General features: G+C 70.3%; 17 protein-coding genes. 8 read left to right on the top strand and 9 right to left on the bottom strand.

What is annotated here, in order from left to right:
• The first annotated feature begins 28 nt into the window (after positions 1–28).
• The 3 genes from ACGFT2_RS12965 (at position 29) to ACGFT2_RS12955 (ending at position 3,144) form a co-directional block, all read left to right on the top strand.
• Entirely contained in the window at positions 29–1,066 is a 1,038-nt protein-coding gene (locus tag ACGFT2_RS12965) for an ABC transporter ATP-binding protein (protein WP_393276970.1), read from the top strand.
• Between the two features lie 26 nt (positions 1,067–1,092).
• The gene (locus ACGFT2_RS12960) at positions 1,093–2,136 is read left to right on the top strand and encodes an ABC transporter ATP-binding protein (RefSeq protein WP_393276967.1); all 1,044 of its coding nucleotides are present in this window, start codon (positions 1,093–1,095) and stop codon (positions 2,134–2,136) included.
• Between the two features lie 267 nt (positions 2,137–2,403).
• A complete protein-coding gene (locus ACGFT2_RS12955; RefSeq protein WP_393276964.1) occupies positions 2,404–3,144 on the top strand; it encodes a class I SAM-dependent methyltransferase in 741 nt (246 codons plus the stop codon).
• 198 nt (positions 3,145–3,342) lie between these two features.
• Here ACGFT2_RS12955 and ACGFT2_RS12950 read toward each other — a convergent pair whose 3' ends face one another.
• The 7 genes from ACGFT2_RS12950 to ACGFT2_RS12920 all read right to left on the bottom strand — a co-directional run bounded on the left by ACGFT2_RS12950 (position 3,343) and on the right by ACGFT2_RS12920 (position 14,435).
• Positions 3,343–4,470 (bottom strand): ABC transporter ATP-binding protein, encoded by a 1,128-nt coding sequence (locus ACGFT2_RS12950; RefSeq protein WP_393276962.1) that lies wholly within the window; start codon positions 4,468–4,470, stop codon positions 3,343–3,345.
• Positions 4,471–4,492: 22 nt separating this feature from the next.
• Complete coding sequence (locus ACGFT2_RS12945) at positions 4,493–5,557, bottom strand: ABC transporter ATP-binding protein (protein ID WP_393276959.1); 1,065 nt, start codon at positions 5,555–5,557, stop codon at positions 4,493–4,495.
• A gap of 10 nt (positions 5,558–5,567) precedes the next feature.
• Complete coding sequence (locus ACGFT2_RS12940) at positions 5,568–6,548, bottom strand: ABC transporter permease (protein WP_393276956.1); 981 nt, start codon at positions 6,546–6,548, stop codon at positions 5,568–5,570.
• Positions 6,549–6,635: 87 nt separating this feature from the next.
• Complete coding sequence (locus ACGFT2_RS12935; RefSeq protein WP_393276953.1) at positions 6,636–8,444, bottom strand: ABC transporter substrate-binding protein; 1,809 nt, start codon at positions 8,442–8,444, stop codon at positions 6,636–6,638.
• A gap of 124 nt (positions 8,445–8,568) precedes the next feature.
• The gene (locus ACGFT2_RS12930; protein WP_393276950.1) at positions 8,569–9,603 is read right to left on the bottom strand and encodes an ABC transporter permease; all 1,035 of its coding nucleotides are present in this window, start codon (positions 9,601–9,603) and stop codon (positions 8,569–8,571) included.
• A 579-nt stretch (positions 9,604–10,182) separates the two neighbouring features.
• Positions 10,183–12,099 carry a translational GTPase TypA gene (gene typA, locus ACGFT2_RS12925; RefSeq protein ID WP_393276947.1) on the bottom strand — a complete coding sequence of 639 codons (1,917 nt, stop codon included), beginning with the start codon at positions 12,097–12,099 and terminating at the stop codon, positions 10,183–10,185.
• Positions 12,100–12,239: 140 nt separating this feature from the next.
• On the bottom strand, positions 12,240–14,435 hold the full coding sequence (locus tag ACGFT2_RS12920; protein ID WP_393276944.1) for an ABC transporter family substrate-binding protein: 2,196 nt from the start codon (positions 14,433–14,435) through the stop codon (positions 12,240–12,242).
• Positions 14,436–14,750: 315 nt separating this feature from the next.
• Here ACGFT2_RS12920 and ACGFT2_RS12915 point away from each other — a divergent pair, with 315 nt between their 5' ends.
• The 4 genes from ACGFT2_RS12915 to ACGFT2_RS12900 are packed head-to-tail and all read left to right on the top strand — an operon-like array spanning position 14,751 to position 18,612.
• On the top strand, positions 14,751–15,041 hold the full coding sequence (locus tag ACGFT2_RS12915) for a hypothetical protein (RefSeq protein ID WP_393276941.1): 291 nt from the start codon (positions 14,751–14,753) through the stop codon (positions 15,039–15,041).
• 28 nt (positions 15,042–15,069) lie between these two features.
• Positions 15,070–15,891: a hypothetical protein gene (locus ACGFT2_RS12910; protein ID WP_393276939.1), complete on the top strand. Its 822-nt coding sequence runs from the start codon at positions 15,070–15,072 to the stop codon at positions 15,889–15,891.
• A gap of 22 nt (positions 15,892–15,913) precedes the next feature.
• Positions 15,914–17,845: a fumarate reductase/succinate dehydrogenase flavoprotein subunit gene (locus ACGFT2_RS12905; protein ID WP_393276936.1), complete on the top strand. Its 1,932-nt coding sequence runs from the start codon at positions 15,914–15,916 to the stop codon at positions 17,843–17,845.
• Entirely contained in the window at positions 17,842–18,612 is a 771-nt protein-coding gene (locus tag ACGFT2_RS12900) for a succinate dehydrogenase/fumarate reductase iron-sulfur subunit (RefSeq protein WP_393276933.1), read from the top strand. The genes ACGFT2_RS12905 and ACGFT2_RS12900 overlap by 4 nt, the downstream gene beginning before the upstream one ends.
• A 76-nt stretch (positions 18,613–18,688) precedes the next feature.
• Here the strand turns inward: ACGFT2_RS12900 and ACGFT2_RS12895 are convergent, their stop codons facing one another.
• A complete protein-coding gene (locus tag ACGFT2_RS12895; protein ID WP_393277678.1) occupies positions 18,689–19,786 on the bottom strand; it encodes a hypothetical protein in 1,098 nt (365 codons plus the stop codon).
• 413 nt (positions 19,787–20,199) lie between these two features.
• On the opposite strand from ACGFT2_RS12895, the gene ACGFT2_RS12890 reads away from it, so the two are divergent.
• Entirely contained in the window at positions 20,200–21,843 is a 1,644-nt protein-coding gene (locus tag ACGFT2_RS12890; RefSeq protein WP_393276930.1) for a hypothetical protein, read from the top strand.
• Positions 21,844–22,214: 371 nt separating this feature from the next.
• Here ACGFT2_RS12890 and ACGFT2_RS12885 read toward each other — a convergent pair whose 3' ends face one another.
• Positions 22,215–24,800, bottom strand: coding sequence for a SpoIIE family protein phosphatase (locus tag ACGFT2_RS12885; protein ID WP_393276927.1), 2,586 nt, complete (start codon positions 24,798–24,800; stop codon positions 22,215–22,217).
• Between the last annotated feature and the right edge of the window lie 10 nt (positions 24,801–24,810).

The raw sequence follows: 24,810 nt of genomic DNA, 5'->3' as shown, positions 1-24,810 counted from the left end.
CCTCGCATCACCCCCCAGGAGCGTCCCCGTGACGAGCACCGATCAGCAGCCGTTCCTCTCCATCAAGGACCTCAAGGTCCATTTCTCCACCGAGGACGGCATCGTCAAGGCCGTCGACGGGCTCAGCTTCGATCTGGCCAAGGGCCAGACGCTGGGCATCGTGGGCGAGTCGGGCTCCGGCAAGTCCGTCACCAACCTGACGATCCTGGGCCTGCACGACCGTGACCGGACGGCGATCGAGGGCGAGATCCTCCTCGACGGCAAGGAGCTGCTCACCGCCACCGAGCGGGAGCTGGAGCGGCTGCGCGGCAACAAGATGTCCATGATCTTCCAGGACGCGCTGGCCTCACTGTCGCCGTACCACACCATCGGTGCGCAGATCGGCGAGACCTACCGCAAGCACACGGGCTGCTCCAAGTCCGTGGCCCGCAAGCGGGCCATCGAAATGCTGCGCCGGGTCGGCATCCCGCAGCCGGACATGCGGGTCGACGACTACCCGCACCAGTTCTCCGGCGGCATGCGCCAGCGCGCGATGATCGCGATGGCGCTGGTGTGCGACCCCGAGCTGCTGGTCGCGGACGAACCGACGACCGCCCTGGACGTGACCGTGCAGGCCCAGATCATGGACCTGCTCAAGGACCTCCAGCAGGAGTTCGGCACCGCCATCATCTTCATCACCCACGACCTCGGCGTCATCGCCGACATCGCGGACGACGTGCTGGTGATGTACGGCGGCCGGTGTGTGGAGCGAGGCACGAAGGAGGAGGTGCTGCGCGACCCGCAGCACCCCTACACCGTGGGCCTGCTCAATTCGATGCCGAGCCTGACCGGGCCGGTGGACGTGCCGCTGACGCCCATCCCCGGTTCGCCGCCCTCGCTGCTGAACCCGCCGGCCGGCTGCCGTTTCCACCCGCGGTGTGCCTTCGCCGAGAAGGTCGCCGGCGGCCGGTGCTCCACCGAGCGTCCGCTGCTGGAAGTCGTCGATGGCCGCGGCTCCGCCTGCCACCTCACCCCTGAGCAGAAGCGGGAACTCTTCGCCGACTTCGCCGCAACCCGGCACAACTGACGGACACGAGACGGGACTTCACGACCATGAGCAACACCAACCCCCTCCTGGACGTCTCCGGGCTGACCAAGCACTTCCCGATCAAGGGTGGCTTCCCGATCCGCCGCACCGTCGGCGCCGTGCAGGCCGTGGACGGGCTGGACTTCCAGGTCGCCGAGGGTGAGAGCCTGGGCCTCGTCGGTGAGTCCGGCTGCGGCAAGTCGACCACGGGCCGGCTGATCACCCGGCTGATGGAGCCGACCAGCGGCACGATCACCTACCGCGGTCAGGACATCACGCACGCGGGCCGCAGGCAGCTGGCGCCCATCCGCTCCGAGATCCAGATGATCTTCCAGGACCCCTACGCCTCGCTGAACCCGCGGCAGACGGTCGGCAAGATCATCGCGGGTCCGATGGAGATCAACGACGTCAACCCGGTGGGCGGCCGCGAGAAGCGGGTCCGCGAGCTGCTGGAGATCGTCGGCCTCAACCCCGAGCACTACAACCGCTTCCCGCACGAGTTCTCCGGCGGCCAGCGCCAGCGCATCGGGGTGGCCCGCGCCCTGGCCCTGGAGCCGAAGCTGATCGTCGCCGACGAGCCGGTCTCCGCCCTGGACGTCTCCATCCAGGCCCAGGTCGTCAACCTGCTGCAGAAGGTGCAGCGGGAACTCGGCATCGCGTTCGTGTTCATCGCCCACGACCTGGCCATCGTGCGGCACTTCTCGCAGCGCGTGGCTGTCATGTACCTTGGCAAGATCGTTGAGATCGCCGACCGCGAAGACCTGTACGACAACCCGCGCCACCCCTACACGCGGGCCCTGCTGTCCGCCGTGCCCGAGGCCACGGTGGACGAGGAGCCGCGTGAACGTATCCGGCTGATCGGTGACGTGCCGTCGCCGATCAACCCGCCCTCGGGCTGCCGCTTCCGCACCCGCTGCTGGAAGGCGACGGAGAAGTGCGCTACGGAGGCTCCGCCGCTGGTCCAGGTGGAGGGCAACAAGCCCGGGCACCTGACGGCGTGCCACTACCCGGAGACGGCGGACACCGTCCCGGCTCCGCGCCTCTCCAAGGACCCCGAGGCGGCGGTCTGACACACCCCTTTTCGTCAGCCGCCCCCTTGCGGAACGGACTTTCCCGGCCCATTGACCCGAGCCCATGAACGTCCGGTCCAGGGGATCGAAGGCCCGCGTCCAGTCGACGCGGGCCTTCTCTCCGTCCGGGCGGCCCGCGGCGCCCCGTCCGCCCTCGGGTACCGCCCGGCGGACGGAGAACCCCTCTGTCGACACGCAGTCGAGAGCCACTCGGGAACCGCCCCGGAAACTGACACACCGTTCAGCAACGTGTGTCAGACTGCCGCGGTGGTAGATCACTCGTTCGCCGATCTCTCGCTCGCCTCGCTGTACGACGAACTCAACCCCTGGGGGCCGGGTGACGACTTCTACCTCGGCCTGGTGAGGGAGTCCCGCTCGGTGCTCGACATCGGTTGCGGTACCGGACGGCTGCTGCGCCGGGCCCGGGCGGAGGGGCACCGGGGCCGGCTGATGGGGCTCGACCCGGCCGCCGCCATGCTCGTACAGGGCCGCCGGGACCGCCCGGACGTCGAGTGGGTGCTCGGGGACACCCGGGTGCGTCGGTGGGACGGGGAGTTCGAGCTCGTCGTGATGACCGGGCACGCCTTTCAGGAGCTGGTCGGTGACGAGGAGATCCGCGGCTGCCTGCGGGCGGTCCGCGCGGCCCTCGGGAAGCAGGGGCGGTTCGTCTTCGAGACCCGCAATCCGCGGGCCCGTGCCTGGGAGCGATGGACGCCGGAGCGGGTGCACGAGATCACTGCCGCCGATGGTACGCCGGTGCGGGTGTGGCACGAGGTGCGCGACGGCCAACCGCACGCCGGTCGCGTGCGCTTCACGGAGAACTTCGAGGCCGACGGCTGGCCCGCCCCGCGGGTCAGCCACAGCGTCCTGCGCTTCCTCGACCCGCGGGCGCTGGCGGGTTTCCTCGCGGAGGCCGGTCTGGCCGTCGTCGAGCAGTACGGGGACTGGGGACGGGGCCCGCTCGCCCCGTCCTCCCCCGAGATCATCACCGTGGCCCGGCGGGCCTAGGAACGGTCCGCCGGACCACGCTCCACGGCTAACCCGCCGGGCCGTCGTCCACCGCTGCTCCTCCGGACCACGCTCCACGGCCGATCCGGGCCGTCGTCCACCGCTTCTCCGCCGGCCCACGGTCCACGGCCGATCCGGGCCGTCGTCCACCGCTTCTCCGCCGGGCCACGGTCCACGGCCGGTCCGCCGGGCCGTCGTCTACGGCTGGTCCGCCGCGCCCTCCTCCAGCGCCGCCAGCGCCGGGTCCAGCACGATGTCCTCGTCCCGGCCCTCGATGGTCGGCTCCTCCGGGAAGTGGCAGGCCGTCAGATGACCGCTGCGGTTCCCGGCGATCTGGATCAGCGGCGGCTCCTCGGTCGCGCACTTCTCCTGTGCCTTCCAGCAGCGGGTGCGGAAGCGGCAGCCCGAGGGCGGGTTGATCGGCGACGGCACGTCACCGGCCAGGCGGATGCGCTCCCGGGCCGGCGCACCGTCCTCCTCCAGGCTGACCTCGGGGACGGCGGACAGCAGGGCGTGGGTGTACGGGTGGCGCGGGCGGGTGTAGATGGAGTCGCGGTCCCCCACCTCGATGATCTTGCCGAGGTACATGACCGCGACGCGCTGCGAGAAGTGCCGTACCACCGCCAGGTCGTGCGCGATGAAGAGGAAGGCGATGCCGAGTTCGTTCTGCACCTTCTGCAGCAGGTTGACGACCTGGGCCTGGATGGAGACGTCCAGGGCGGAGACCGGCTCGTCGGCGACGATCAGCTTCGGTTCCAGGGCCAGGGCGCGGGCCACCCCGATGCGCTGGCGCTGGCCGCCGGAGAACTCGTGCGGGAAGCGGTTGTAGTGCTCGGGGTTGAGGCCGACGGTCTCGAGGAGTTCGCGGACGCGCTTCTCGCGGCCACCGGGCGGGGCGATGTCGTTGATCTCCATCGGACCCGCGATGATCTTGCCGACCGTCTGCCGCGGGTTCAGCGACGAGTACGGGTCCTGGAAGATCATCTGGATCTCGGAGCGGATCGGCGCCAGCTGCCCCCGTGAGGCGTGGCTGATGTCCTGACCGCGGTAGGTGATCGTGCCGCTGGTCGGCTCCATCAGCCGGGTGATCAGCCGGCCCGTGGTCGACTTGCCGCAGCCGGACTCACCGACCAGCCCGAAACTCTCACCGGCTTGCACGGTCAGGTCGATGCCGTCCACGGCCTGCACCGCGCCGACGGTGCGGCGGATCGGGAAGCCGCCCTTCACCGGGAAGTGCTTGGTCAGCCCCGAGACCTCCAGCAGCGGCTCCCCGCCCGCGCCGGCGCTCTTCTCGCGCGGGACCGGGAGGACCAGGTCCTCTTTCATGACGGTGTCCTCCTATGTCGACCTAGCCCAGTCGGGGCTTGATCTCCTCGATGAAGATGGTCCGCTTCTGGTCGGCGGTGAGATGGCAGGCCGATGCCCGGTCGGGGGCGAGCAGCGGGCGCTCGTTCACACAGCGGCCCGCTCCCGCCACCCGGTCCTGGAAGGTGCAGCGGGGATGGAAGCGGCAGCCGGACGGCGGCGTGAGCAGCGAGGGCGGGGTGCCGGGGATCGGTGACAGCTGGGCGCCGAGGTCGGAGTCCAGCCGCGGCATCGAGTTCAGCAGACCCCAGGTGTACGGGTGCTGGGGCGAGCGCAGCACCTCGCCGGTCGTGCCCCGCTCCACCGCGCCGCCCGCGTACATCACCATGATGTCGTCGGCCATGTCGGCGATCACCCCCAGGTCGTGGGTGATGAAGACGATGCCGGAGCCGAACTCCTGCTGCAGGTCCTTGAGCAGGTCCAGGATCTGCGCCTGGACCGTCACGTCCAGGGCTGTCGTCGGTTCGTCGGCGATCAGCAGGTCGGGGTCGCACACCAGCGCCATCGCGATCATCGCGCGCTGGCGCATGCCGCCGGAGAACTGGTGCGGGTAGTCCTTCGCCCGCTCCTTGGGGTTCGGGATGCCGACCTTGCCGAGCATGCCCACCGCGCGGTCCCAGGCATCCTTCTTGGAGGCTCCGGTGTGCTTCATGAACGGCTCGGCGATCTGGCGGCCGACGGTGTAGTAGGGAGAGAGTGCGGTGAGCGGGTCCTGGAAGATCATGGCGACCTTGTTGCCGCGCAGCTTCTCCAGCTCCGGCTCACGGGCCGTCGTCAGTTCCTGCCCGTCCAGCAGGATCTCGCCCTCGACCGTCGTGAACATGGGGTTGTGCAGGCCGAGAATGGTCAGGTTCGTCACCGACTTGCCCGAGCCGGACTCCCCCACGATGCCGAGCGTCCTGCCGCGCTCCACGTCGAAGGAGAGGCCGTCCACGGCCCGTACGACGCCGTCCTCGGTCTTGAAGCTGACGTGCAGGTCCCGTACCGAGAGCAGGGGCCCGGTGCCGGCCGGGTTCGGGGCGCCGGCTTCCTTGGTCAGAGTGGTCACGACAGTGCTCCTAGGACAGCCGCACGCGCGGGTCGATGAAGGCGTACGCGGCGTCGACGATGATGTTGAACAGCAGGATCATGCTGGCGGAGAACAGCATCACGCCGAGCAGCAGCGGCAGATCGCTGAAGAAGACGGACTGGACGGCGAGTTGCCCGATGCCCGGCAGGCTGAAGGTGACCTCGGTGATGATCGCGCCGCCGAGCAGCGCGCCGAGGTCGATGCCGAAGATGGTGACGATCGGGATCAGCGAGCCGCGCCAGGCGTACCGGAAGAAGACGTACCGGCGGGACATGCCCTTGGCGCGGGCGGTGCGGACGTGTTCCTCCTGGAGCTGCTCGATCATCGAGGAGCGTGACATACGGGTGTACTGCGCCGCGAAGATCGTGGAGAGGACCACCCAGGGGATGATCAGGCCGGTGAACCAGGTGAGCGGGTCCCGGGTGAACTCGTTGTAGGCGGGCTTGTCGAACCAGTGTGTCTGGTAGACGAGGATCGCCAGGGCCAGCGGGCCGAGGAAGTAGATCTGCATCGAACTGAGGACCATGGCGCCCGCGGTGGCCGTCTTGTCGACCAGCGTGCCGCGCCGCCAGGCGGCGAGCAGCCCGGTGCCCAGGCCGGCGATCAGGAAGCACACGGAGGCGCCCAGGGTGAGCGAGACGGTGGTGGGCAGGCGGTCCATCAGCGTGCCCCAGACCTGCTCGTTGGTGTGGTACGAGTAGCCGAAGCAGGGGGCCGGGCACGGGCCCTGGGCGAACTGGTCGCTGCCCAGGACGAGGTTGTGCAGGAAGATCCAGTACTGCTCGGGGATGGACTTGTCCAGGCCGAGCACATGGTGGATGTTCGCGATGCTGTCCGGGTTGCAGGTCTTGCCGCACATCAGCAGCGCCGGGTCCCGGGGCACCCCGAAGAACAGCACGAACGCGACGATGCTCAGCAGGAACAGAATGACGACGGCACCGATGATCCGGCGGACGAGGAAGCGCAGCATGACAGGGCAGCTCTCAGACGTCGGCGGTCCGGGCGGTACCCGGCGCACCCCTTTCCGTGCGGGCGCGCCGGGTACCGGAGGGGACGGTTACTTGATGTAGAGGCGACGCGGGTCGAGACCGCCGAGCACGTCGTCGTAGACGAGGCCGCCGACCTTGGAGCCGGCGATCTGGGTCTGCTTGTAGTACGCGGTCGGGACGACGTTGAGGCTGTCCTTCACGATGTACTGGTCCAGCTTCTCCCACGCGGCCGCGGACTTGACCGGGTCGGTGATCTTGTTGATCCGGTCGATCTCGCTGTTGATCTTCGGGTCGTTGACCTGCGAGTAGTTCTGCGCACCGTCGGCGATCACGCGGCCGTCGTACAGCGGCGGGATCACGGTCGAGGCGGACGGCCAGTCGGCGCCCCACGCGGTGTGGAAGATGTCGTAGTTGTTGTTCAGCTTGGAGACCTGGTCGTAGTAGGTCTCGGCCGGGATCTCCTGGCGCTGGACGTTGAAGCCGGCCTTCTTCAGGCCCGCCGCCATGGCGGTGGAGTACTGCTGGCCCTCGGGGGTGTTGATGTAGCCGAAGGTCAGCTTCATGTTGAGCTTGCCGGCCTTCTTCAGCAGCTCCTTGGCCTTCTCCGGGTCACCGGCCGGCTTCTTCTTCTTGCCGTACGGGTCGAACGTCGCGTCGTAGCCGGAGACGGTCGGGGAGATCAGGCCGCCGGCGACCTCCATGGCGTCGGTGCCGCCGTAGGCGCGCACGAACGGGGTGATCGGCAGGGCGTAGGCGATGGCCTGGCGGATCGTCTTGTCCTTCATGGCCGGGTGGCTCATGTTGATGTTCATCTGGCCCACGTACGGCTGGTAGCCGGAGACCGTGCGGCCCTTCATCTTCGGGTCGCGCAGCACCTGGGACAGGTTGCCCGCGTCCACCTGGTTGTTGAAGCTGACGCCGGTCTGGTCCGCGCCGGTGTCGGCGAGCAGGGCCTTGGTCGAGGTCTCGTACTGCTGGTTGAACGTGATGTTGAACCGGTCCACGTACTGGTGGCGGATCGGGTCCGTCTTCGGGTCCCAGTTGGTGTTCTTGACCAGCACCATCGACTTGCCGGACTTGAACGACTGGATCTTGTACGGGCCGGTCACCACCGGTGCCTTGTCGTACTTCTCCTTGGTGTCGCCCTTCTCCGAGACCACCGCGTAGCCCGCCATCGCCAGGGCGTAGGGCAGGTCGGGGTGCGGGGTCTTGAAGTGGAAGACGACCGTCTTGTCATCCGGCGTCTCGAGGACGGAGCCGGGGAGGTGCTTGCCCTTGTACGGTCCGTCCTTGAGGAGGGAGCGGTACTCGGTGCCCGGCTTGTCGGCCAGCCACTGCTGGAGGTAGGTGGGGCCCTGGTTGATGAACGAGGCGAAGAGCCGCTCGACGGAGTGGCGGACGTCCTTGGACGTGATCGGGGAACCGTCCTGGAACTTGATGCCGTCCTTGAGCGTGTACTTCCAGGTCTTGCCGCCGTCCGACGTGGTGCCGGAGTCGGTGGCGAGGTCGCCGACCACCTCGTGCTTGCTGCCGTCGTTGCTGGTGGCCTTGTAGCCGGTCAGGCCGCGGTGCAGCAGCGAGGCGAGCGAGCCCTCGTCGGAGACGTAGATCTGCGCCGGATCGAGGTGGGCGTAGCTGTCGCGCTGCAGCACCTCCATCGTGCCGCCGGGCTTGGCGCCGGGCACGTCGGCGGCCGGGCCGTTGGAGGCCGCCGCATCACCGAACTTGATGGACGCCTGCTGGCGTTTGGCGTTCTCCTCCTGCTTCTTGCCGCCGTCGTTGTCATCGCTGCCGCCCTTGCTGCAACCGGTGAGCACAAGAGCTCCGGCCGCGAGCACGGAGAGTGCGCCGTATGCGTGGCGTCCGCCCCTACTCATCACGAAGATTCCCACCCATCTGTGTGTCACCAGTGCGTTCTGAGTGTCACCAGTGCGAAAAGAACTGCTGGAAGTGCAGTGCTGTGCAACGGAACTGACGTTCCGTGGGATTGCGGTGCCGAGGTCAGCGCGCGGTCTTGGGATCGAAGGCGTCTCTGACCGAGTCCCCGAGCAGGTTGAACGAGACCACGAAGATGATCATCGAGATGCCGGGGAAGAACATGTAGGTGATGTCGTTCTGCATCACCAGTTCGGTGGACGCCTTGGAGAACATCTGCCCCCAGTCGGGCGTCGGTTCGACGATGCCCACGCCGAGGTAGGACAGGCCGGCTTCGGCGGTCACGAAACCGGGCAGCAGGTACGTCGCCTGCACGAGCAGCGGGGTGACGATGTTCGGCAGGATCTCCTTGCGGATGATCCGCCACGGCGAGGCCCCGCTGACCTTGGCGGCTTCGATGAACTCCCGTTCGCGCAGGGCGAGTGCGGTGCCCCGCAGGATGCGGCCGAGCCCCATCCAGCCCAGGAACCACTGCACGCTGATCAGTGCCACCACCCGGACGTAGGTGGGCGTCTCGTCGCGCGGGCTGACGAACAGGGAGACCACGACCGGCATGCTCGCGATGAAGAACAGCTGTGCCGGGAAGGCGAGCAGGAAGTCGATGATCCGGCCGATGAAGTAGTCGACCTTGCCGCCGATGTAGCCGGCGGTGACGCCGAGCAGGATGCCGGTCACGACGACCGCGACGGTGACGGCGACCGAGATCATCAGCGAGGTGCGGATGCCGTAGATCAGCTTGGTGAAGACGTCGTAGCCGTTGCCGGGTTCGAGGCCGAACCAGAACTCACCGCTGATGCCGCCGTTGGGCTGCACCGGCACGCCGGCGCTGTCGAAGAGCTCCGGGCGCTCGTCCGCGTAGACCGTGTACGGGTTCTTGCCGTACACCTTGGAGATCAGCGGGGCGAACAGGCCGATCAGGAAGAAGAAGCCCACGACGCAGGCCGAGATCACACCGGTGCGGTCGCGCTTGAAGCGCATCCACATCAGCTGGCCGGGGGACCGGCCTTCGAGCTTGACGGCTTCGCTCTTCGCCTCCGGCCCTGGTTCGCCGTCGACGACGACCGAAGTCCCGCCGTCCTCAATGTCGATAGGACTTGTCACGGTTCGTCCGTTTCACAGATATGAGTGTGAGAGGTGCCCGGGTACTCCGAGGACGCGTCGAACCGCGGGCGAAGCCGCAGTCGGACGCGCGTAGTTCTACAGCCGAATCACACTGCTGGAAGTGACGAACTGACCCGCTTGGTGTTTGTGACACCGCGCATGGGGGTTCCTCCTCATGACTTCACGTGTTCACCAACAGGAGAGGGTTACCGTCTTCCTTCCGACACCCCTGACGGAAGGTCAGACACCCCCTGGTGCTCGTGAGTCGCGGCGCTGTCCCCACAGCGCGAGACCCATTGACCCGAGCGCTACGCGGCTAACTATCTGCCATGAGCCAGGTGGCGACCACTGTCTTTAAATCTCAATTCAGTCACAGCTGCCGTGTAGAACTTCCAAAAACTGGACAAACTGTTCGCGTCGAGAAGGCCGCGAAACGGACGTGTTACATGGCTATCGGTCGACGATCTCCGCATTACGGACACGATCCCGGCCCGGAGGTTCGCCGGTCGCCGTAAAACGGGTTGCAAAAAGCCCGGGTCCCCCCATCCTTGGGGGGACCCGGGCTCAAGTGCCTTCGGATCAGCCGTGCTTGGCGCGGCTCGCGGCGCGGGCCCGCTCGCGGGCGTCCAGGTTCACCTTGCGGATGCGAACGGCCTCCGGGGTCACCTCGACGCACTCGTCGTCGCGGCAGAACTCCAGCGACTGCTCCAGCGACAGCTTCCGCGGCGGGACGATCGCCTCGAACGAGTCGGCCGAGGAAGACCGCATGTTGGTGAGCTTTTTCTCCTTGGTGATGTTGACGTCCATGTCGTCGGAGCGGGAGTTCTCACCGACGATCATGCCCTCGTACACCTCGGTGCCCGGCTCCACGAACAGCACGCCGCGCTCCTGCAGGTTCGTCATCGCGAAGGCGGTGACGGCACCGGAGCGGTCGGCGACCAGCGAGCCGTTGTTGCGGGTCGTCAGGTTGCCGAACCAGGGCTCGAAGCCCTCGTGGATGGAGTGGCCGATGCCCGTGCCGCGGGTCTGGGTCAGGAACTCGGTACGGAAGCCGATGAGACCGCGGGAGGGGACGACGAACTCCATGCGGACCCAGCCGGAGCCGTGGTTCGACATGTTGTCCATGCGGCCCTTGCGGACGCCCATGAGCTGGGTGACGGCGCCCATGTGCTCCTCGGGCACGTCGATCGTCATGCGCTCGACCGGCTCGTAGGTCTTGCCGTCGACGTCCTTGGTGACGACCTGCGGCTTGCCGACGGTCAGCTCGTAGCCCTCGCGGCGCATCTGCTCGACCAGGATGGCGAGCGCCAGCTCACCACGGCCCTGGACCTCCCAGGCGTCCGGACGCTCGGTGTCCAGGACGCGCAGCGAGACGTTACCGATCAGCTCGCGGTCCAGGCGGTCCTTGACCTGGCGGGCGGTGACCTTGCGGTCCTTCACGGCCGCCTTCGCGTCGGCGCCCTTGCCGGTGCCGCCACGGCCGACCAGCGGCGAGGTGTTCGTGCCGATGGTCATCGAGATCGCGGGCTCGTCGACCGTGATCAGCGGCAGCGCGATCGGGTTCTCGGGGTCGGCGAGGGTCTCGCCGATCATGATGTCCGGGATACCGGCGACCGCGCAGATGTCACCCGGGCCGGCCTTCTCGGCGGGCTTGCGGGTGAGCGCCTCGGTCATCATCAGCTCGCTGATGCGGACGTTGCCGATCGAGCCGTCGCGCTTGATCCAGGCGACCGTCTGGCCCTTGCGCAGCTCGCCCTGCTCGACGCGGAGCAGCGCGATACGGCCGAGGAAGTTGTCGGCGTCGAGGTTGGTGACGTGGGCCTGGAGCGGCGCTTCCTCGTCGTACGTCGGGGCCGGGATGTGCTCCAGGATGGTGGAGAAGAACGGCTCCAGGCTCGTGGAGTCGGCCGGGACCGTGCCGTTGTCCGGCTTGGTCAGCGAGGCGATGCCGTCACGGCCGCAGGCGTAGACGATCGGGAACTCGATCTGCTCCTCGTCCGCGTCCAGGTCGAGGAAGAGGTCGTAGGTCTCGTTGACGACCTCGTCGATCCGGGAGTCCGGGCGGTCCGTCTTGTTGATGCACAGGATGACGGGCAGGCGCTGCTGGAGGGCCTTGCGGAGCACGAACCGGGTCTGCGGCAGCGGGCCCTCGGAGGCGTCCACCAGCAGCACGACACCGTCGACCATCGACAGACCGCGCTCGACCTCGCCGCCGAAGTCGGCGTGGCCGGGGGTGTCGATGATGTTGATCGTGATCGGGTCCCCGCCGTCCTTGGGGTGGTACTTCACCGCCGTGTTCTTGGCGAGGATCGTGATGCCCTTCTCACGCTCCAGGTCGTTCGAGTCCATCATGCGGTCGTCGACGCCCTCGAGCTGGTGGGCGGCGAACGCGCCGGCCTGCTTCAGCATGCCGTCGACGATGGTGGTCTTGCCGTGGTCGACGTGGGCGACGATGGCGACATTGCGGATGTCGTGACGTGTCGTGGACACAGCCATATTGCGACGTACTCCCGGAGTGTGAGGAAGGCCCTCTGCGTACGTCCGTATGACGCGGGCCCTGCCGGGCATGACATGCCACGGCCTCACCCCATGTTACGTGGCCCCGGGGGAGTCGGCCTCCCCGGGGCCCTCAGGCCTCAGCTGCTCGACGGACGGGGGGCTCCCTTCGCCCCCTTCCTGAGGTAGCCCATGTCCTCGTAGACGGGTGTCTGGAAACCGAAGGCACCCGCGTTGACCAGGTCCTTACGCACTCCCACCAGCTGCGGCCGCTGGTACAGCGGAATGGATCCGGCCGCCGCCCAGATCCGCGAGTCGGCCTTGCGGATCAGCGAACGCTCCTCGTCCTCGTCCAGCGTCGCCGCCGCCTCGTCGAAGAGCTGGTCGACCTGGTCGGTACCGACCCGTGTGTAGTTCTGCTCGACGTTCACCGACCCGTCGGCGGCGGGCACCGGCTTGGCGTAGACAGGCCGGGCGTCGGTCGCGGGGAAGGCGGAGGCGGGCCAGGAGTACAGGGCGAGGTCGTAGTCGCCGGAGGCGATGTGGTCCTTGAAGTAGCTCTCGTCCGAGACCTTGGTGATCGCGGCCTGGATGCCGACCCGCTCCAGCATCGACCTGATCCGCTCGGCGACCGTGTTCAGGGTCTCCGAGCCGGGGCCGGAGGGCAGGACGAAGTCGAGGGCCAGTGGCTTGCCGTCCTTGGCGAGCAGCCCGGCCGGCGCGGCGGCCGGGGCGGCCGTGCCCCGCGGGGCGTACGCGCCCGGCGCGCCCCCGTGCTTGCCCTCCTGCGCGAGGTGCCGGCCGCTTTCCTCGCCGTGCTCGCGCGTGCCCTCGGCCGACTCGTGGTGCTTGCCCTTGGCCTGCTCCTCCTCGTGGCCCTTGTCGTCCTCGCCGACGATGTACTCGCCGTCCTCGCCGCCCTCGGACCCCTCCTCCTCCTTCTTGCTCTTCCCGCTCTCGGCCCCGGCCGCCTTCCCCGCCTTCTTCGGCTCCTTGATCGGGCCTCCGGCCACCCAGCCGGCGTCGGCGAGCAGCGCCTGCGCCTCCTTTTCGTCCGGGCCGCCGACGGCAGCGCTGTTGTCGGCGTATGCGGGCTGGCCGGACAGGGCGAGATGGCTGCCCACCGGGACGGCGGGCAGGCCCAGGGGGGTCAGGACCAGCTTGGCCAGCTCCGTGCGGTCCAGCGCGCGGGCGACGGCCCGCCGGACCCGTTCGTCGGTGAGGGGGCCCGCGGAGCCGTTGAGGGCGAGCTGGGTGTAGGCGGGCTCCAGGGATTTGCGGACGGCGAAGCCGCCTAGGGCCTGCTGCTGCTCCAGATACTCCGAGACGGCCTTGGCCAGCTTCTTCCTGCCGCCCTTGACCTCGTCGGAGTCGAAGCCGTGCGCGAGCGCCCAGGACCGCAGCTTGGCCACGGAGGTCTTGCCGCCGCCCTGGAGGGGGGAACCGGAGCCCTTCTTGCCGGTGGCGAGGCCGATCCGCTGGGCCTCGGCGGCGTCGATCTCGGCGAGGTCCACCGTGCCGTCGGCGAGCGCGGTGGCCCGCTTGTCGCGGGTCACGGCGTGCAGCACGATCTCGTTGAGCTTCGCGGGCGCGCCCCACCAGCGCGGGTTGCGGGTGAGGACGACGTCCTTCCCGGCGGTGTCGACCTTCTCCACCCTGAAGGGGCCGGCGGTGACCGTGAGCTTGCGGCGCGCGCCGTCGTTGAAGGCGTCCGGGGTGCCCATGACGTCCTTCGGGTACAGCGGGGAGAACAGCGATCTCCAGTCGGCGTAGGGGCGGGAGAAGGTGACCCGGACCTGGAGGTCGTTGGCCCCGCGCTCGATCTTGGCGATGCGGTCGTAGCCCGCGTTGCGGGCGGTCCAGTAGGCGGCGTCCTTGCCGGACAGGGCGCGCCACTGGGCGGCGAAGTCGGCGGCGCCGATCTCCCGGCCGTTGCTCCAGACGGCCTGCTGGTTCAGTTTGTACAGCACGACCTGGCGCGGCTCGGTCTCGATGACCTTGGCCGACTCCAGATAGGCCGGGTTCGCCACCGGCCGGCCGTTCGCGTCGAGCCGGAACATCGACGGCAGCACGGCCTGCGCGATACGGGTGGTGCCCGCGTCCGCGTCGGCCTGGAAGGTGTTCAGCGTCTCCGGTACGGCGTCCACGGCCCACTTCAGGGTCCCGCCGTCGGCGACCTGGTCGCGGGCGACGAGAGCGATGTCCTGCGGCGCGAGGGGGCTGCCGACCTCCTCGTCGGAGCTGCAGCCGGCAAGGAGCGGCACCGCGAGCGCGCCCGCGGTGAGGAAGGCGACCGAGCGCATGACCGCGCGCAGGCCGACGCCGTCGTGGGACATCTCTGCTACCTCCGGGAAGCCGCGGGCTTTATGCTCACTTTTGTAGGTATATGGAGCTGATCACTTTTGGCGGTATATGGAGCTGATCAGATCTATGCGGCCACTGAAGTGGAAAGGATCCGGCCACAGCGGGCGACACGGCGACGACAGGCGGTAACCCCACCCGTGCGGCGCAACCCATCCGGTGATGCACCGGTGCGCCTGCGCCAATCGCTGCACACGCCTTCACATGGGCACGTGTGGCGCGCAACACTCCAAGGCGCATGAACGTCGCCGCCCTGGTTCCGCCGGATCCATGGAAGTGAGGGGCAAGTCATGACCGTGCACGACGACATCACCTCGGTCCAGCGCTCGCTCGACGATCTGCACCGGTCGTTGGGACGCCTGGAGGACCACCTCGGCCGCGGCGGCCTGGAGATGCGCCGGGTCCGGCTGGACGCCGACCACCTGCGCGAGAGCGTGGCGCTGCTGCGTGCGGCGGCGGCCGCCCCGGACGCCGCTCTCCGCCCCGACCTCGTCACCATCTCCGACACGCCCTACGACATCAGCCTGTGGACGGACTCGGACGACGAGGGCCTGGGCGCCCGCGACCGCCACGCCCCCTGACATCCCCCCGCACCGACCGGAGTCCCCCTTGGCTACTGGTACGGAACCCCGACAGAACAGCGGCGGCGTACGCAGCGGCACCCGCGCCGCGATCGCCGCCCCGCACCTGCGGACCGACCGCTGGTGGCTGGCGCCCGCCACCACCGCGGCCGGGCTGATCGCCTTCGTCGTCTACTCCACCTGGCGTGCCTTCGCGAACGCGGACTACTACGCGGCGCCCTACGTGTCGCCCCTCTACTCGCCCTGTCTGGCACGGAACTGCGCGACGATGCACGGCGGGCCGAACGCCGACGTGTTCGGCAGCTGGTGGGCCATCTCACCGGCGATCATCATCCTGGTCTTCCCGCTCGGCTTCCGGCTGACCTGCTACTACTACCGCAAGGCGTACTACCGCAGCTTCTGGGCGTCCCCGCCGGCCTGCGCGGTGGCCGAGCCGCACCGCAGATACACCGGTGAGACCCGCTTCCCGCTGGTCCTGCAGAACGTCCACCGGTACTTCTTCTACGCGGCCGTACTGGTCGCCGGCGTGCTGACCTACGACACGGTGCTGGCCTTCCGGGACCCGGACTACCGGTGGGGACACATGGGTCTGGGCACCCTGGTGTTCCTGGTCAACGTCGCGCTGATCTGGACGTACACCCTCTCCTGCCACTCCTGCCGGCACATCGTCGGCGGCAAGCTCAAGCACTTCTCCAAGCACCCCGTGCGCTACCGGACCTGGCAGTTCATCGGCAGGCTCAACGCCCGGCACATGCTGCTGGCCTGGACGTCGCTGGTGAGCGTGTCGCTCGCCGACCTCTACGTCTATCTGGTCGCCTCCGGTGTCTTCGACGATCCGCGCTTCTTCTAGAGAATGAGTTGAGGACCGACTGATGTCCGTGGTGGACCGGCAGGAGTGGGACGTCGTCGTGGTCGGCGCGGGCGGCGCCGGACTGCGGGCCGCTATCGAGGCGCGCGAGCGCGGCGCCCGTACGGCGGTGATCTGCAAGTCCCTGTTCGGCAAGGCGCACACGGTGATGGCCGAGGGCGGCATCGCGGCGGCCATGGCCAACGCCAACGAGCACGACACCTGGCAGGTGCACTTCCGCGACACCATGCGCGGCGGCAAGTTCCTCAACCAGTGGCGGATGGCCGAGCTGCACGCGCGGGAGGCCCCGGACCGGGTGTGGGAGCTGGAGACCTGGGGGGCGCTGTTCGACCGGACGAAGGACGGCCGCATCTCCCAGCGCAACTTCGGGGGCCACGAGTACCCGCGTCTCGCACACGTCGGCGACCGCACGGGCCTGGAACTGATCCGGACCCTGCAGCAGAAGATCGTCTCGCTGCAGCAGGAGGACTTCGAGGAGACCGGGGACTACGAGTCCCGGCTGAAGGTCTTCCAGGAGTGCACGGTCACCAGGATCCTGAAGGACGGGGACCGGGTGTCCGGGGTCTTCGCCTACGACCGCGAGACCGGCCGGTTCTTCGTCCTGGAGGCCCCCGCGGTGGTCGTGGCGACCGGCGGCATCGGCAAGTCCTTCAAGGTCACGTCGAACTCGTGGGAGTACACCGGCGACGGCCACGCACTCGCGCTGCTCGCCGGCGCACCGCTGCTGAACATGGAGTTCGTGCAGTTCCACCCGACGGGCATGGTCTGGCCGCCGTCGGTGAAGGGCATCCTCGTCACCGAGTCGGTGCGCGGCGACGGCGGGGTGCTCCGGAACTCGGAGGGCAAGCGGTTCATGTTCGACTACGTCCCGGACGTGTTCAAGGAGAAGTACGCCGAGTCGGAGGAGGAGGCCGACCGGTGGTACGAGGAACCGGAGGACAACCGCCGTCCCCCGGAGCTGCTCCCCCGCGACGAGGTGGCCCGCGCGATCAACGCCGAGGTGAAGGCGGGCCGCGGCTCGCCGCACGGCGGGGTCTTCCTGGACGTCTCGACGCGCATGCCGGCGGAGGTCGTCCGGCGCCGGCTGCCCTCCATGTACCACCAGTTCAAGGAGCTGGCGGACGTCGACATCACCGCCGAGGCGATGGAGGTCGGCCCGACCTGCCACTACGTCATGGGCGGCATCGCCGTCGAGTCGGACACGGCTGCCGCGCGCGGGGTGCCGGGCCTGTTCGCGGCCGGTGAGGTGGCCGGCGGCATGCACGGCTCCAATCGCCTGGGCGGCAACTCCCTGTCCGATCTGCTGGTCTTCGGGCGCCGGGCGGGCCGGCACGCGGCCGAGTACGCGCTCGGGGACGCGGAGCGGCGGCCCCGGGTCGACGACGCCCAGGTGAACACGTCCGCCGCGGAGGCCCTGCGGCCCTTCTCCGCGGAGACCGAGGGCGAGGCCGGCCCACCGGAGAACCCCTACACCCTCCATCAGGAACTCCAGCAGACCATGAACGACCTGGTCGGCATCATCCGCCGCGAGGGCGAGATGGAGCAGGCCCTGCACAGGCTCGCCGAGCTGCGGGTACGGGCCCGGCGGGCCGGTGTCGAGGGGCACCGCCAGTTCAACCCCGGCTGGCACCTCGCCCTGGACCTCAGGAACATGCTGCTGGTCAGCGAGTGCGTGGCGCGGGCCGCCCTGGAGCGCACCGAGTCGCGCGGGGGCCACACCCGTGAGGACCACCCGGAGATGGACCGCGACTGGCGCAACGTGAACCTGGTGTGCGCCCTCGCCGACCCCACCGGCGGCCTCGCGGCGGCCGACCCCGCCCGTGGCCAGATCCGCCTCAGCCGCGAGACCACCGACCCCATCCGCCCCGACCTGCTCGCCCTCTTCGAGAAGGAGGAGCTGGTCAAGTACCTCGCCGAGGAGGAGCTGTACGAATGAGCAGCTACGAGGCCCGCTTCAAGGTGTGGCGGGGCGATGTGCGGGGCGGCGGCCTGGCGGACTTCGCGGTCGAGGCCAACGACGGCGAGGTGGTGCTCGACATCATCCACCGGCTCCAGGCCACCCAGGCGCCCGACCTCGCCGTGCGCTGGAACTGCAAGGCGGGCAAGTGCGGTTCGTGCTCCGCGGAGATCAACGGCCGCCCGCGGCTGTTGTGCATGACCCGCATGTCGGTGTTCGGCCGCGACGAGACGATCACCGTCACACCCCTGCGTGCGTTCCCGGTGATCCGCGACCTGGTGACCGACGTCGGCTTCAACTACCGGAAGGCCAGGGAGATCCCGGCGTTCGTGCCGCCGGCCGGACTGGCGCCCGGCGAATACCGGATGATGCAGGAGGACGTGGACCGCTCGCAGGAGTTCCGCAAGTGCATCGAGTGCTTCCTGTGCCAGGACACCTGCCATGTGGTCCGCGACCACGAGGAGAACAAGACCGCGTTCGCCGGCCCGCGCTTCCTGATGCGCGTCGCCGAGCTGGACATGCACCCGCTGGACGCGGCCGCCGAGAAGGGCCTGGACCGGGGGCGCGCGGCCCAGGACGAACACGGCCTCGGCTACTGCAACATCACCAAGTGCTGCACGGAGGTCTGCCCCGAGGGCATCAAGATCACGGACAATGCGCTGATCCCCCTGAAGGAACGGGCCGTCGACCGCCGGTACGACCCGCTGGTGTGGCTGGGCTCGAAGATCAGGAGGCGGTCCTCGTAGCGGGGTGGTCCTGTGGCCGGGCGGTCCTAGCGACGCCGGGCGGTCCTAGCGACGCCGGGCCGGCGCCGCCCGGAACTCACCCGGCCCAGTCCTCGCGGTACGCCCGCCAGTCCGCCTCCGTCGCCGCGAAATCGACGTACAGGGCGACACCGAAACGGGCGCGGTCGGCATCGGTGCGGGACAGCCCGAGGCGCACTCCCCGTACGGCGGCCGGGACGGTCTCGGCGTGCGCCCAGTGGCCGAAGCGGTTCTCGTGGTAGAAGGGCAGGCCCATGAGGAGGTCGGTGGTGTCCGGGGTGACCTCCAGGGCGAGGCTGGTCTGCTGGGCCACGTAGCCGCCGTACAGGCTCTGCAGCGGCTGCGTGGTGTCGTAGGACATCACGGCGATCTGGTCGACCCGGCGGGCCACCTGCCCGAAGTAGGCCTGCGACCACCACTTGGGGTGCCCGGTGGTCGCGCCCCAGAAGGAGTGGAACGCGGGCAGCGGGTCGATCTGGTGGGCGGCGACGGAGAGCAGCGCGTGCCGGGCGCGGGTGAGGGTGCGCAGGTCGTCGAGCAGGCTGAGGTAGTCACGGTCGCCGGAGTGCAGCGGCTCCAGGTCGAAGTGGGCGCCCGCGAAGCCGGTGGCGAGGATACGGCGGGTGGAGGCGAGGATCGCGGCGCGGGTCGCGGGCCGCTCCAGCCGCAGGCCGTCGGGGCCCTCGCTGGCCAGCTTGTCGCCGAGCCAGGCCTGGACGCGGACGCCGGGCAGCTCACGGTGGACGGCCGCGATCAGCCGGCGGGCCTTCGGATACGCGGAGCCCGGCAGGGTGCCGTCGTGTTCCAGCGGCCCCGAGTGGACGTACAGATCACGTATGCCGGTGCCGCGCAGCCGCCGGGCGAGCGCTTCGACGTCCTTGTCCCCCTTGCGTCCGTCCACCCAGGCATGGCCCAGCCAGAGGGCGTCCTGGTGGCGCGTGCGGGTACCGGGGGCCGGATCACCGGTGTAGTTGAGCCGCAGGGCGGTCTCGGCGGTGAGCAGGGGCAGGAGAAGCAGTACGAGGCCGCCGAGAGCCCAGCGCAGAACGCGCCGCCGCCTGCGCCCTCCGCCCGGCCGCCCCGCCTCCGCCTCCGCCTCCGCCTCACCAGCGGAGTCCCGCGAAGCCGCCTCCGCCGCCTCACCGGAATCCCGCACACCCGCCTCCGCCTCGCTGCCGGAGTCCCGCACGCCCGCCTCCGCCTCGCTGCCGGAGTCCCGCACGCCCGCCTCCGCCTCACCACCGGAGTCCCGCACACCCGCCTCCGCCTCACCACCGGAGTCCCGCACACCCGCCTCCGCCACCCCACCGGAATCCCGCGAAGCCGCCTCCGCCACCCCACCGGAATCCCGCGAAGCCGCCTCCGTCTCGCTGCCGGTGTGCTGCGAAGCCGCCCCTGCCTCGCTGCCGGTGTGCTGTGGGTCCGGTCGGCCGGTTGTGTCGACGGGCTCCCCCGCGCCCGGCCGCCTGATCAACTCTCCGTCGTCCATTCCGCCCCCCTGTCCGCCTCTTCCCCCACCCGTATCCATCCCGCTCGCGGAGCCGCCCACCTGCCCATACGCTCCGAAATGTGACGACCTCCCCGATCCGGTGCCGGCCGCGGCACGCCAAGGCCCGGATACGGGTGCGCGTTGCGCAGGCCGTGCTGGGGGCCGTGGTCGGGTCCGGGTGGCTGGTGTTGCCGGTGATGACGGTCGGCGCCCGGGATGCGGTTCCCCTGGCGGCGCCGGGTCCGGTCGCGAGCGCCGCCGCGGCGCAGCAGGACGAGACGTCCACCGCCGATCTGGTGCTGCCGCTGGTCGCCGGCGGCGCGGCCGTCGCACTCGCCGGATACGGCTACCTGCGGCGCACCCGGCGTGCCCGCTCCCGCACGACTCCGGGGATCGTCTCCGTACGCCCGCCTACGCCCGCACCGGCCGACTCCGAACGCCAGGCCCGCGCCGCGCTGGTGCTCGCCGACGACTGCGTGCGCACCAGCCGGGAGGAACTGTCCTTCGTGCGCGAGCGGTTCGGCGAGGAGGAGGCCGAACCGTTCACGCATGCGGTGCGGGCCGCCGAGACCGAGCTGTCGGCGGCGTTCGCGATCTGGCGGCGGTACGAGGAGGGGACACCGGCGGAACCGGACGCCCGCCGGCAGGCGCTGGTGGGGGTGATCGGCCGGTGCGCGGAGGCGGGACGGCGCCTGGACGCCGAGACACCGGCCCTGGACGGACTGCGCGGGCTGGAGCGAGGGCTGGGCGGCGCGCTGGAGGTCGCCGAGGGACGGTTCCGGGAGCTGACGGCTCGGGCGACGGCCGCCCAGGGCACGCTCTCGGCACTGCACGAGCGGTATCCGCCCCTGGCCGGCGGGTCCGTCACCGGGTACGTCGAACAGGCGAAGGACCGGCTCGTGTTCGCCACCGCCCACCTCAACCGGGCCCGCCAGGCGGACGGCTCGGGCAAGGAGGAGCGGGCGGCGGGTCACCTGCGCGCGGCCGAGGGCGCCGTCGCACAGGCGGGCACCCTGGTGGACGCGGTGGAGCGGCTCGCGGACCGGCTGCGTCAGGCGGCCGTCCTGGTGCCGCCCGCGCTGAAGGAGGCCGAGGCGAGACTCCGGAAGGTACGGCACGCGGAGGTGGGGCCGGCGGAGGAGACGGCACCGGAGAGCAAGCCGGGTGAAGAGGAGGTGGCCGTCTCGGCAGGCCAGGTGTGGGCCTCACCGGCCGCCGGCGAGTTGCACGCGCGGCTCGCTCACGCGGACGTGGTGCTGGCCGCCGTGCGCGCGGAGACGACCGGAGGGCCGTACGACCCGCTGGACGCGCTGCGCCGGATCACTCGGGCCCTGGCGCGGCTGGGGGCGGGGCGGTCGGGTGTGCTGAACACCGCCGCGCTGCTCGTGGCCGGGGGTTCGGTCACCGCGGCAGAGGAGTTCGTGTCGGTGCACCGGGGTGCGGTGGGCGCGGAGGCGCGGGCCCGGCTGGCGCAGGCGGTGCGGTCGCTCGCCGCGGAGGACGCCGAGGACGCCGACACCGTCTCCCGGCAGGCCCGCGAACTCGCCGAACGGGATGTGCGGACGCACGGCAACCCGTACGCCGGCACCGACGGCGACTCCGCGGACCTGGCCGGTGCGGTCCTCGGCGGCATCCTGCTGGCCGAGGACCCCGACGGCGGACCCCCGACGAGCTTCGGCGGCCCCGGAACCCGGGCCAGACACCGCTTCCGCCCGGCCACTTGACGGTCCACCCCGACCGGGCCGGCCCGGGACCCGACGGGCACGCGAACCGGCCCGGGAGGGCGGCCACGCGAACCGGCCGGGGCAGGCGGGCACACGAACCGGCCGGGACAGGCGGGCACACGAACCGGCCCGGGCGACTTGCACGCTGGCCCCCGGGGCACTCGGGCACACGGCCGCCGGGGCACCTGGGCACACGGGGCCACGGCCGCCGGGGCACCTGGGCACACAGGGCCACGGCCGCCGGGGCACCTGGGCACACGGGGCCGCCGAAGCACCTGGGCAGACGGGCCCGCCGGGGCAGGCGGGCAGACGGGGCCGCCGGGCAGGCGGGCACGCGGGCCCGTCGCGGCCGGGCGGGTGGGCCCGGCCGGTCAGAAGAGGCTGAGCAGGGCTTCCGCCGGGTCTGTGAGGCCGTTCTCGCCGCCGGGCAACGGCAGCTCGAACCACACCGTCTTGCCGCGAGGCGTCCGCCGCGACCCCCACGCCGCGCTCAGCAGTCCGACCAGCTGCAGCCCGCGGCCCCCCTCGTCCGTGTCGCGGGCCCGGCGCCGTCGGGGCTGGACCAGTCCGGAGTCCCACACCTCGCACACCAGCGTCCGGTCCAGCAGCAGCCGGAGCCGGATCTCCCCCTCGCCGTACCGCAGCGCGTTCGTCACCAGCTCGCTCACCAGGAGTTCCGTGGTGTCGACCAGCGGCTCCAGATCCCAGCTCTGCAATTGCGCGCGGGCGTACTCCCGGGCCCGGCCCACGCTGCGCGGCTCGCGCGGCAGCGTCCAGTCGCCGACGGAGTCCGCGGGCAGCCCCTGCACCCGGGCCATCAGCAACGCGATGTCGTCCTCGCCGTGGTGCGTGTCGAGGGTGCTGAGCACGTGGTCGCAGACGTCCTCCAGCGGACGGGCCGGATCCGTGAGCGCGCCCACGAAGGCCTGGAGCCCCTCGTCCAGGGGATGGTCGCGGGACTCGACCAGTCCGTCCGTGTAGAGCGCCAGCAGCGCGCCCTCGGGAAGTTCGACCTCCACCTCCTCGAACGGCTCGCCGCCCACGCCGAGCGGCATGCCGGGCGGCACGTCGAGCATCAGGGCCGGCTCGCCCGGCTCGACCAGGACGGGCGGCAGATGGCCCGCGTTGGCGAAGGTGCAGCGTCTGGTCACCGAGTCGTAGACGGCGTACACACAGGTCGCGAGGTACACCTCGGAGAGGTCGGCGTCCCGGGGCTGCCGGGCCGTCCGGGTGGCCTGCTGGACTCCGCCGGGGGTGCCGAGACCGCGCGCGATCTCGTCCAGCGCCGAGAGGACCTCGGCCGGTTCGAGATCCAGCAGGGCCAGCGTACGTACCGCGGTGCGGAGTTCACCCATGGCCACGGCCGCCCGCAGGCCCCGCCCCATCACGTCACCGACGACCAGCGCGGTGCGGTGCCCGGGAAGCTCGATGACGTCGAACCAGTCGCCTCCGACCTCCGTCGCCGCGTTGCCGGGCAGATAGCGGCAGGCGATGTCCAGCCCGGAGGCCTCCGGGTCGCCGGGCGGCAGCAGGGACCGCTGCAGTATCAGCGCCCGCTCGTGCTCGCGGCGGTACAGGCGCGCGTTGTCGATGCAGACCGCGGCCCGTGCGGCCAGTTCCACCGCGAGGTCCCGGTCCCGGTCGCCGAACGGCTCGCTGCCCTTGGTCCGCGCGAACTGGGCCAGGCCCACGACCGTGTCGTGGGCGACCATCGGCACGGCCAGCGTGGACTGCACCAGGCCGCCCTCCGCGGGCACGGCCTGCGGGCGTGCGGTGCGCAGGGCGTCGGCGCAGGGCGAGTTGAAGGGGAAGTGGTGGACCGCGCCGACCGCGACCGGTTCGCCGGAGCCGGTGAAGGGCTCGTCGGACACGGCACTGGCGAAGGCGACACGGCGCAGTTCGGCGCTGCCGTCGGCGAGCCCGGGTGGGGCCTCGTCGCCGGCCAGCAGGCCTTGGTACAGGTCGACGGTGGCGAGGTCGCAGAAGCCGGGGACGACCACGTCGAGGAGTTCGCGGGCCGTCGTCTCCAGGTCGAGCGAGTTGCCTATGCGGGCGCCGGCCTCGTTGAGCAGGGCGAGGTTGCGGCGGGCCGCGGCGGCCTCGCGGGCGGCGGCGCGGCGGGCGGTGATGTCGGTGCCGAGCCAGGCGACGCCGATGGGCCGGCCGCTTCCGCCGTGCACGCGGTAGAGGTTGACGGACCAGTGCCGGCGTTCCTCGGAGCCGGGGACGAACCCGGTGACGTGCATGTCGGTGATGGACTCGCCCGACTCCAGCACCCGTCGGAGGGTGGCCGAAACCCGATCGGCCTCGGCCCGCGGCAGATAGTCGTGAACTCCCTTGCCCCGGTGGTCGTCCGGGACTCCACCGAAGATGGAGGCGAACCGCCTGTTGGCCCGCCGGACCCTCAGATCCGGGTCGATCAGCAGGAAACCGAAGGGTGATTGGCCGAAAATCGCCTGTGAGGCGGCGAGGTCGGTCTCCATGCTGCGCAGGATTCGGACGTCCACGACGATGCACACGGCGGCCCTGTCGCTCTCGGCGGTCCGGGTGGGCATGACGTACACCTCGGCCAGGCCCTCCTCGCCGCGTATGCCGTCCGGTGTGTCCGGCATGCGGAAGGGGACCACCCCGGTCCATTCGCGTCCGTCGAGGATCTCGGCCATCTTGCGCTGGCCGCGTTCGCGCAGCGCGGGGTCGATGAAGGCCTCTATGGGGTCCATCCCGACGGCCCGTTCGGCGGGAATGCCGAAGAGCTGCTCGGCGCGCAGGCTCCACTGGTCGACCAGCCCACCGGGGCCGATGGAGAAGGAGGCGACCTTGATGTAGTCGTAGATCGAACCGGGCGGACTGCTCTGCCACATGGCGTCGCCGGGTGCGGCCGCGGCACCCGCGGCCTGTTTCCTCGCGCCGTCCGACGGGTCCTCGGACTCCGTGGCCTTCGCTGGTATCTCGCTCACGCGAACCGTC

The sequence above is a fragment of the Streptomyces sp. NPDC048514 genome, assembly GCF_043199955.1.
Classification (GTDB): Bacteria; Actinomycetota; Actinomycetes; order Streptomycetales; family Streptomycetaceae; genus Streptomyces.
The sequence above is the reverse complement of the archived record's forward strand: the minus strand, read 5'-3'. Positions and strand labels throughout refer to the sequence as shown.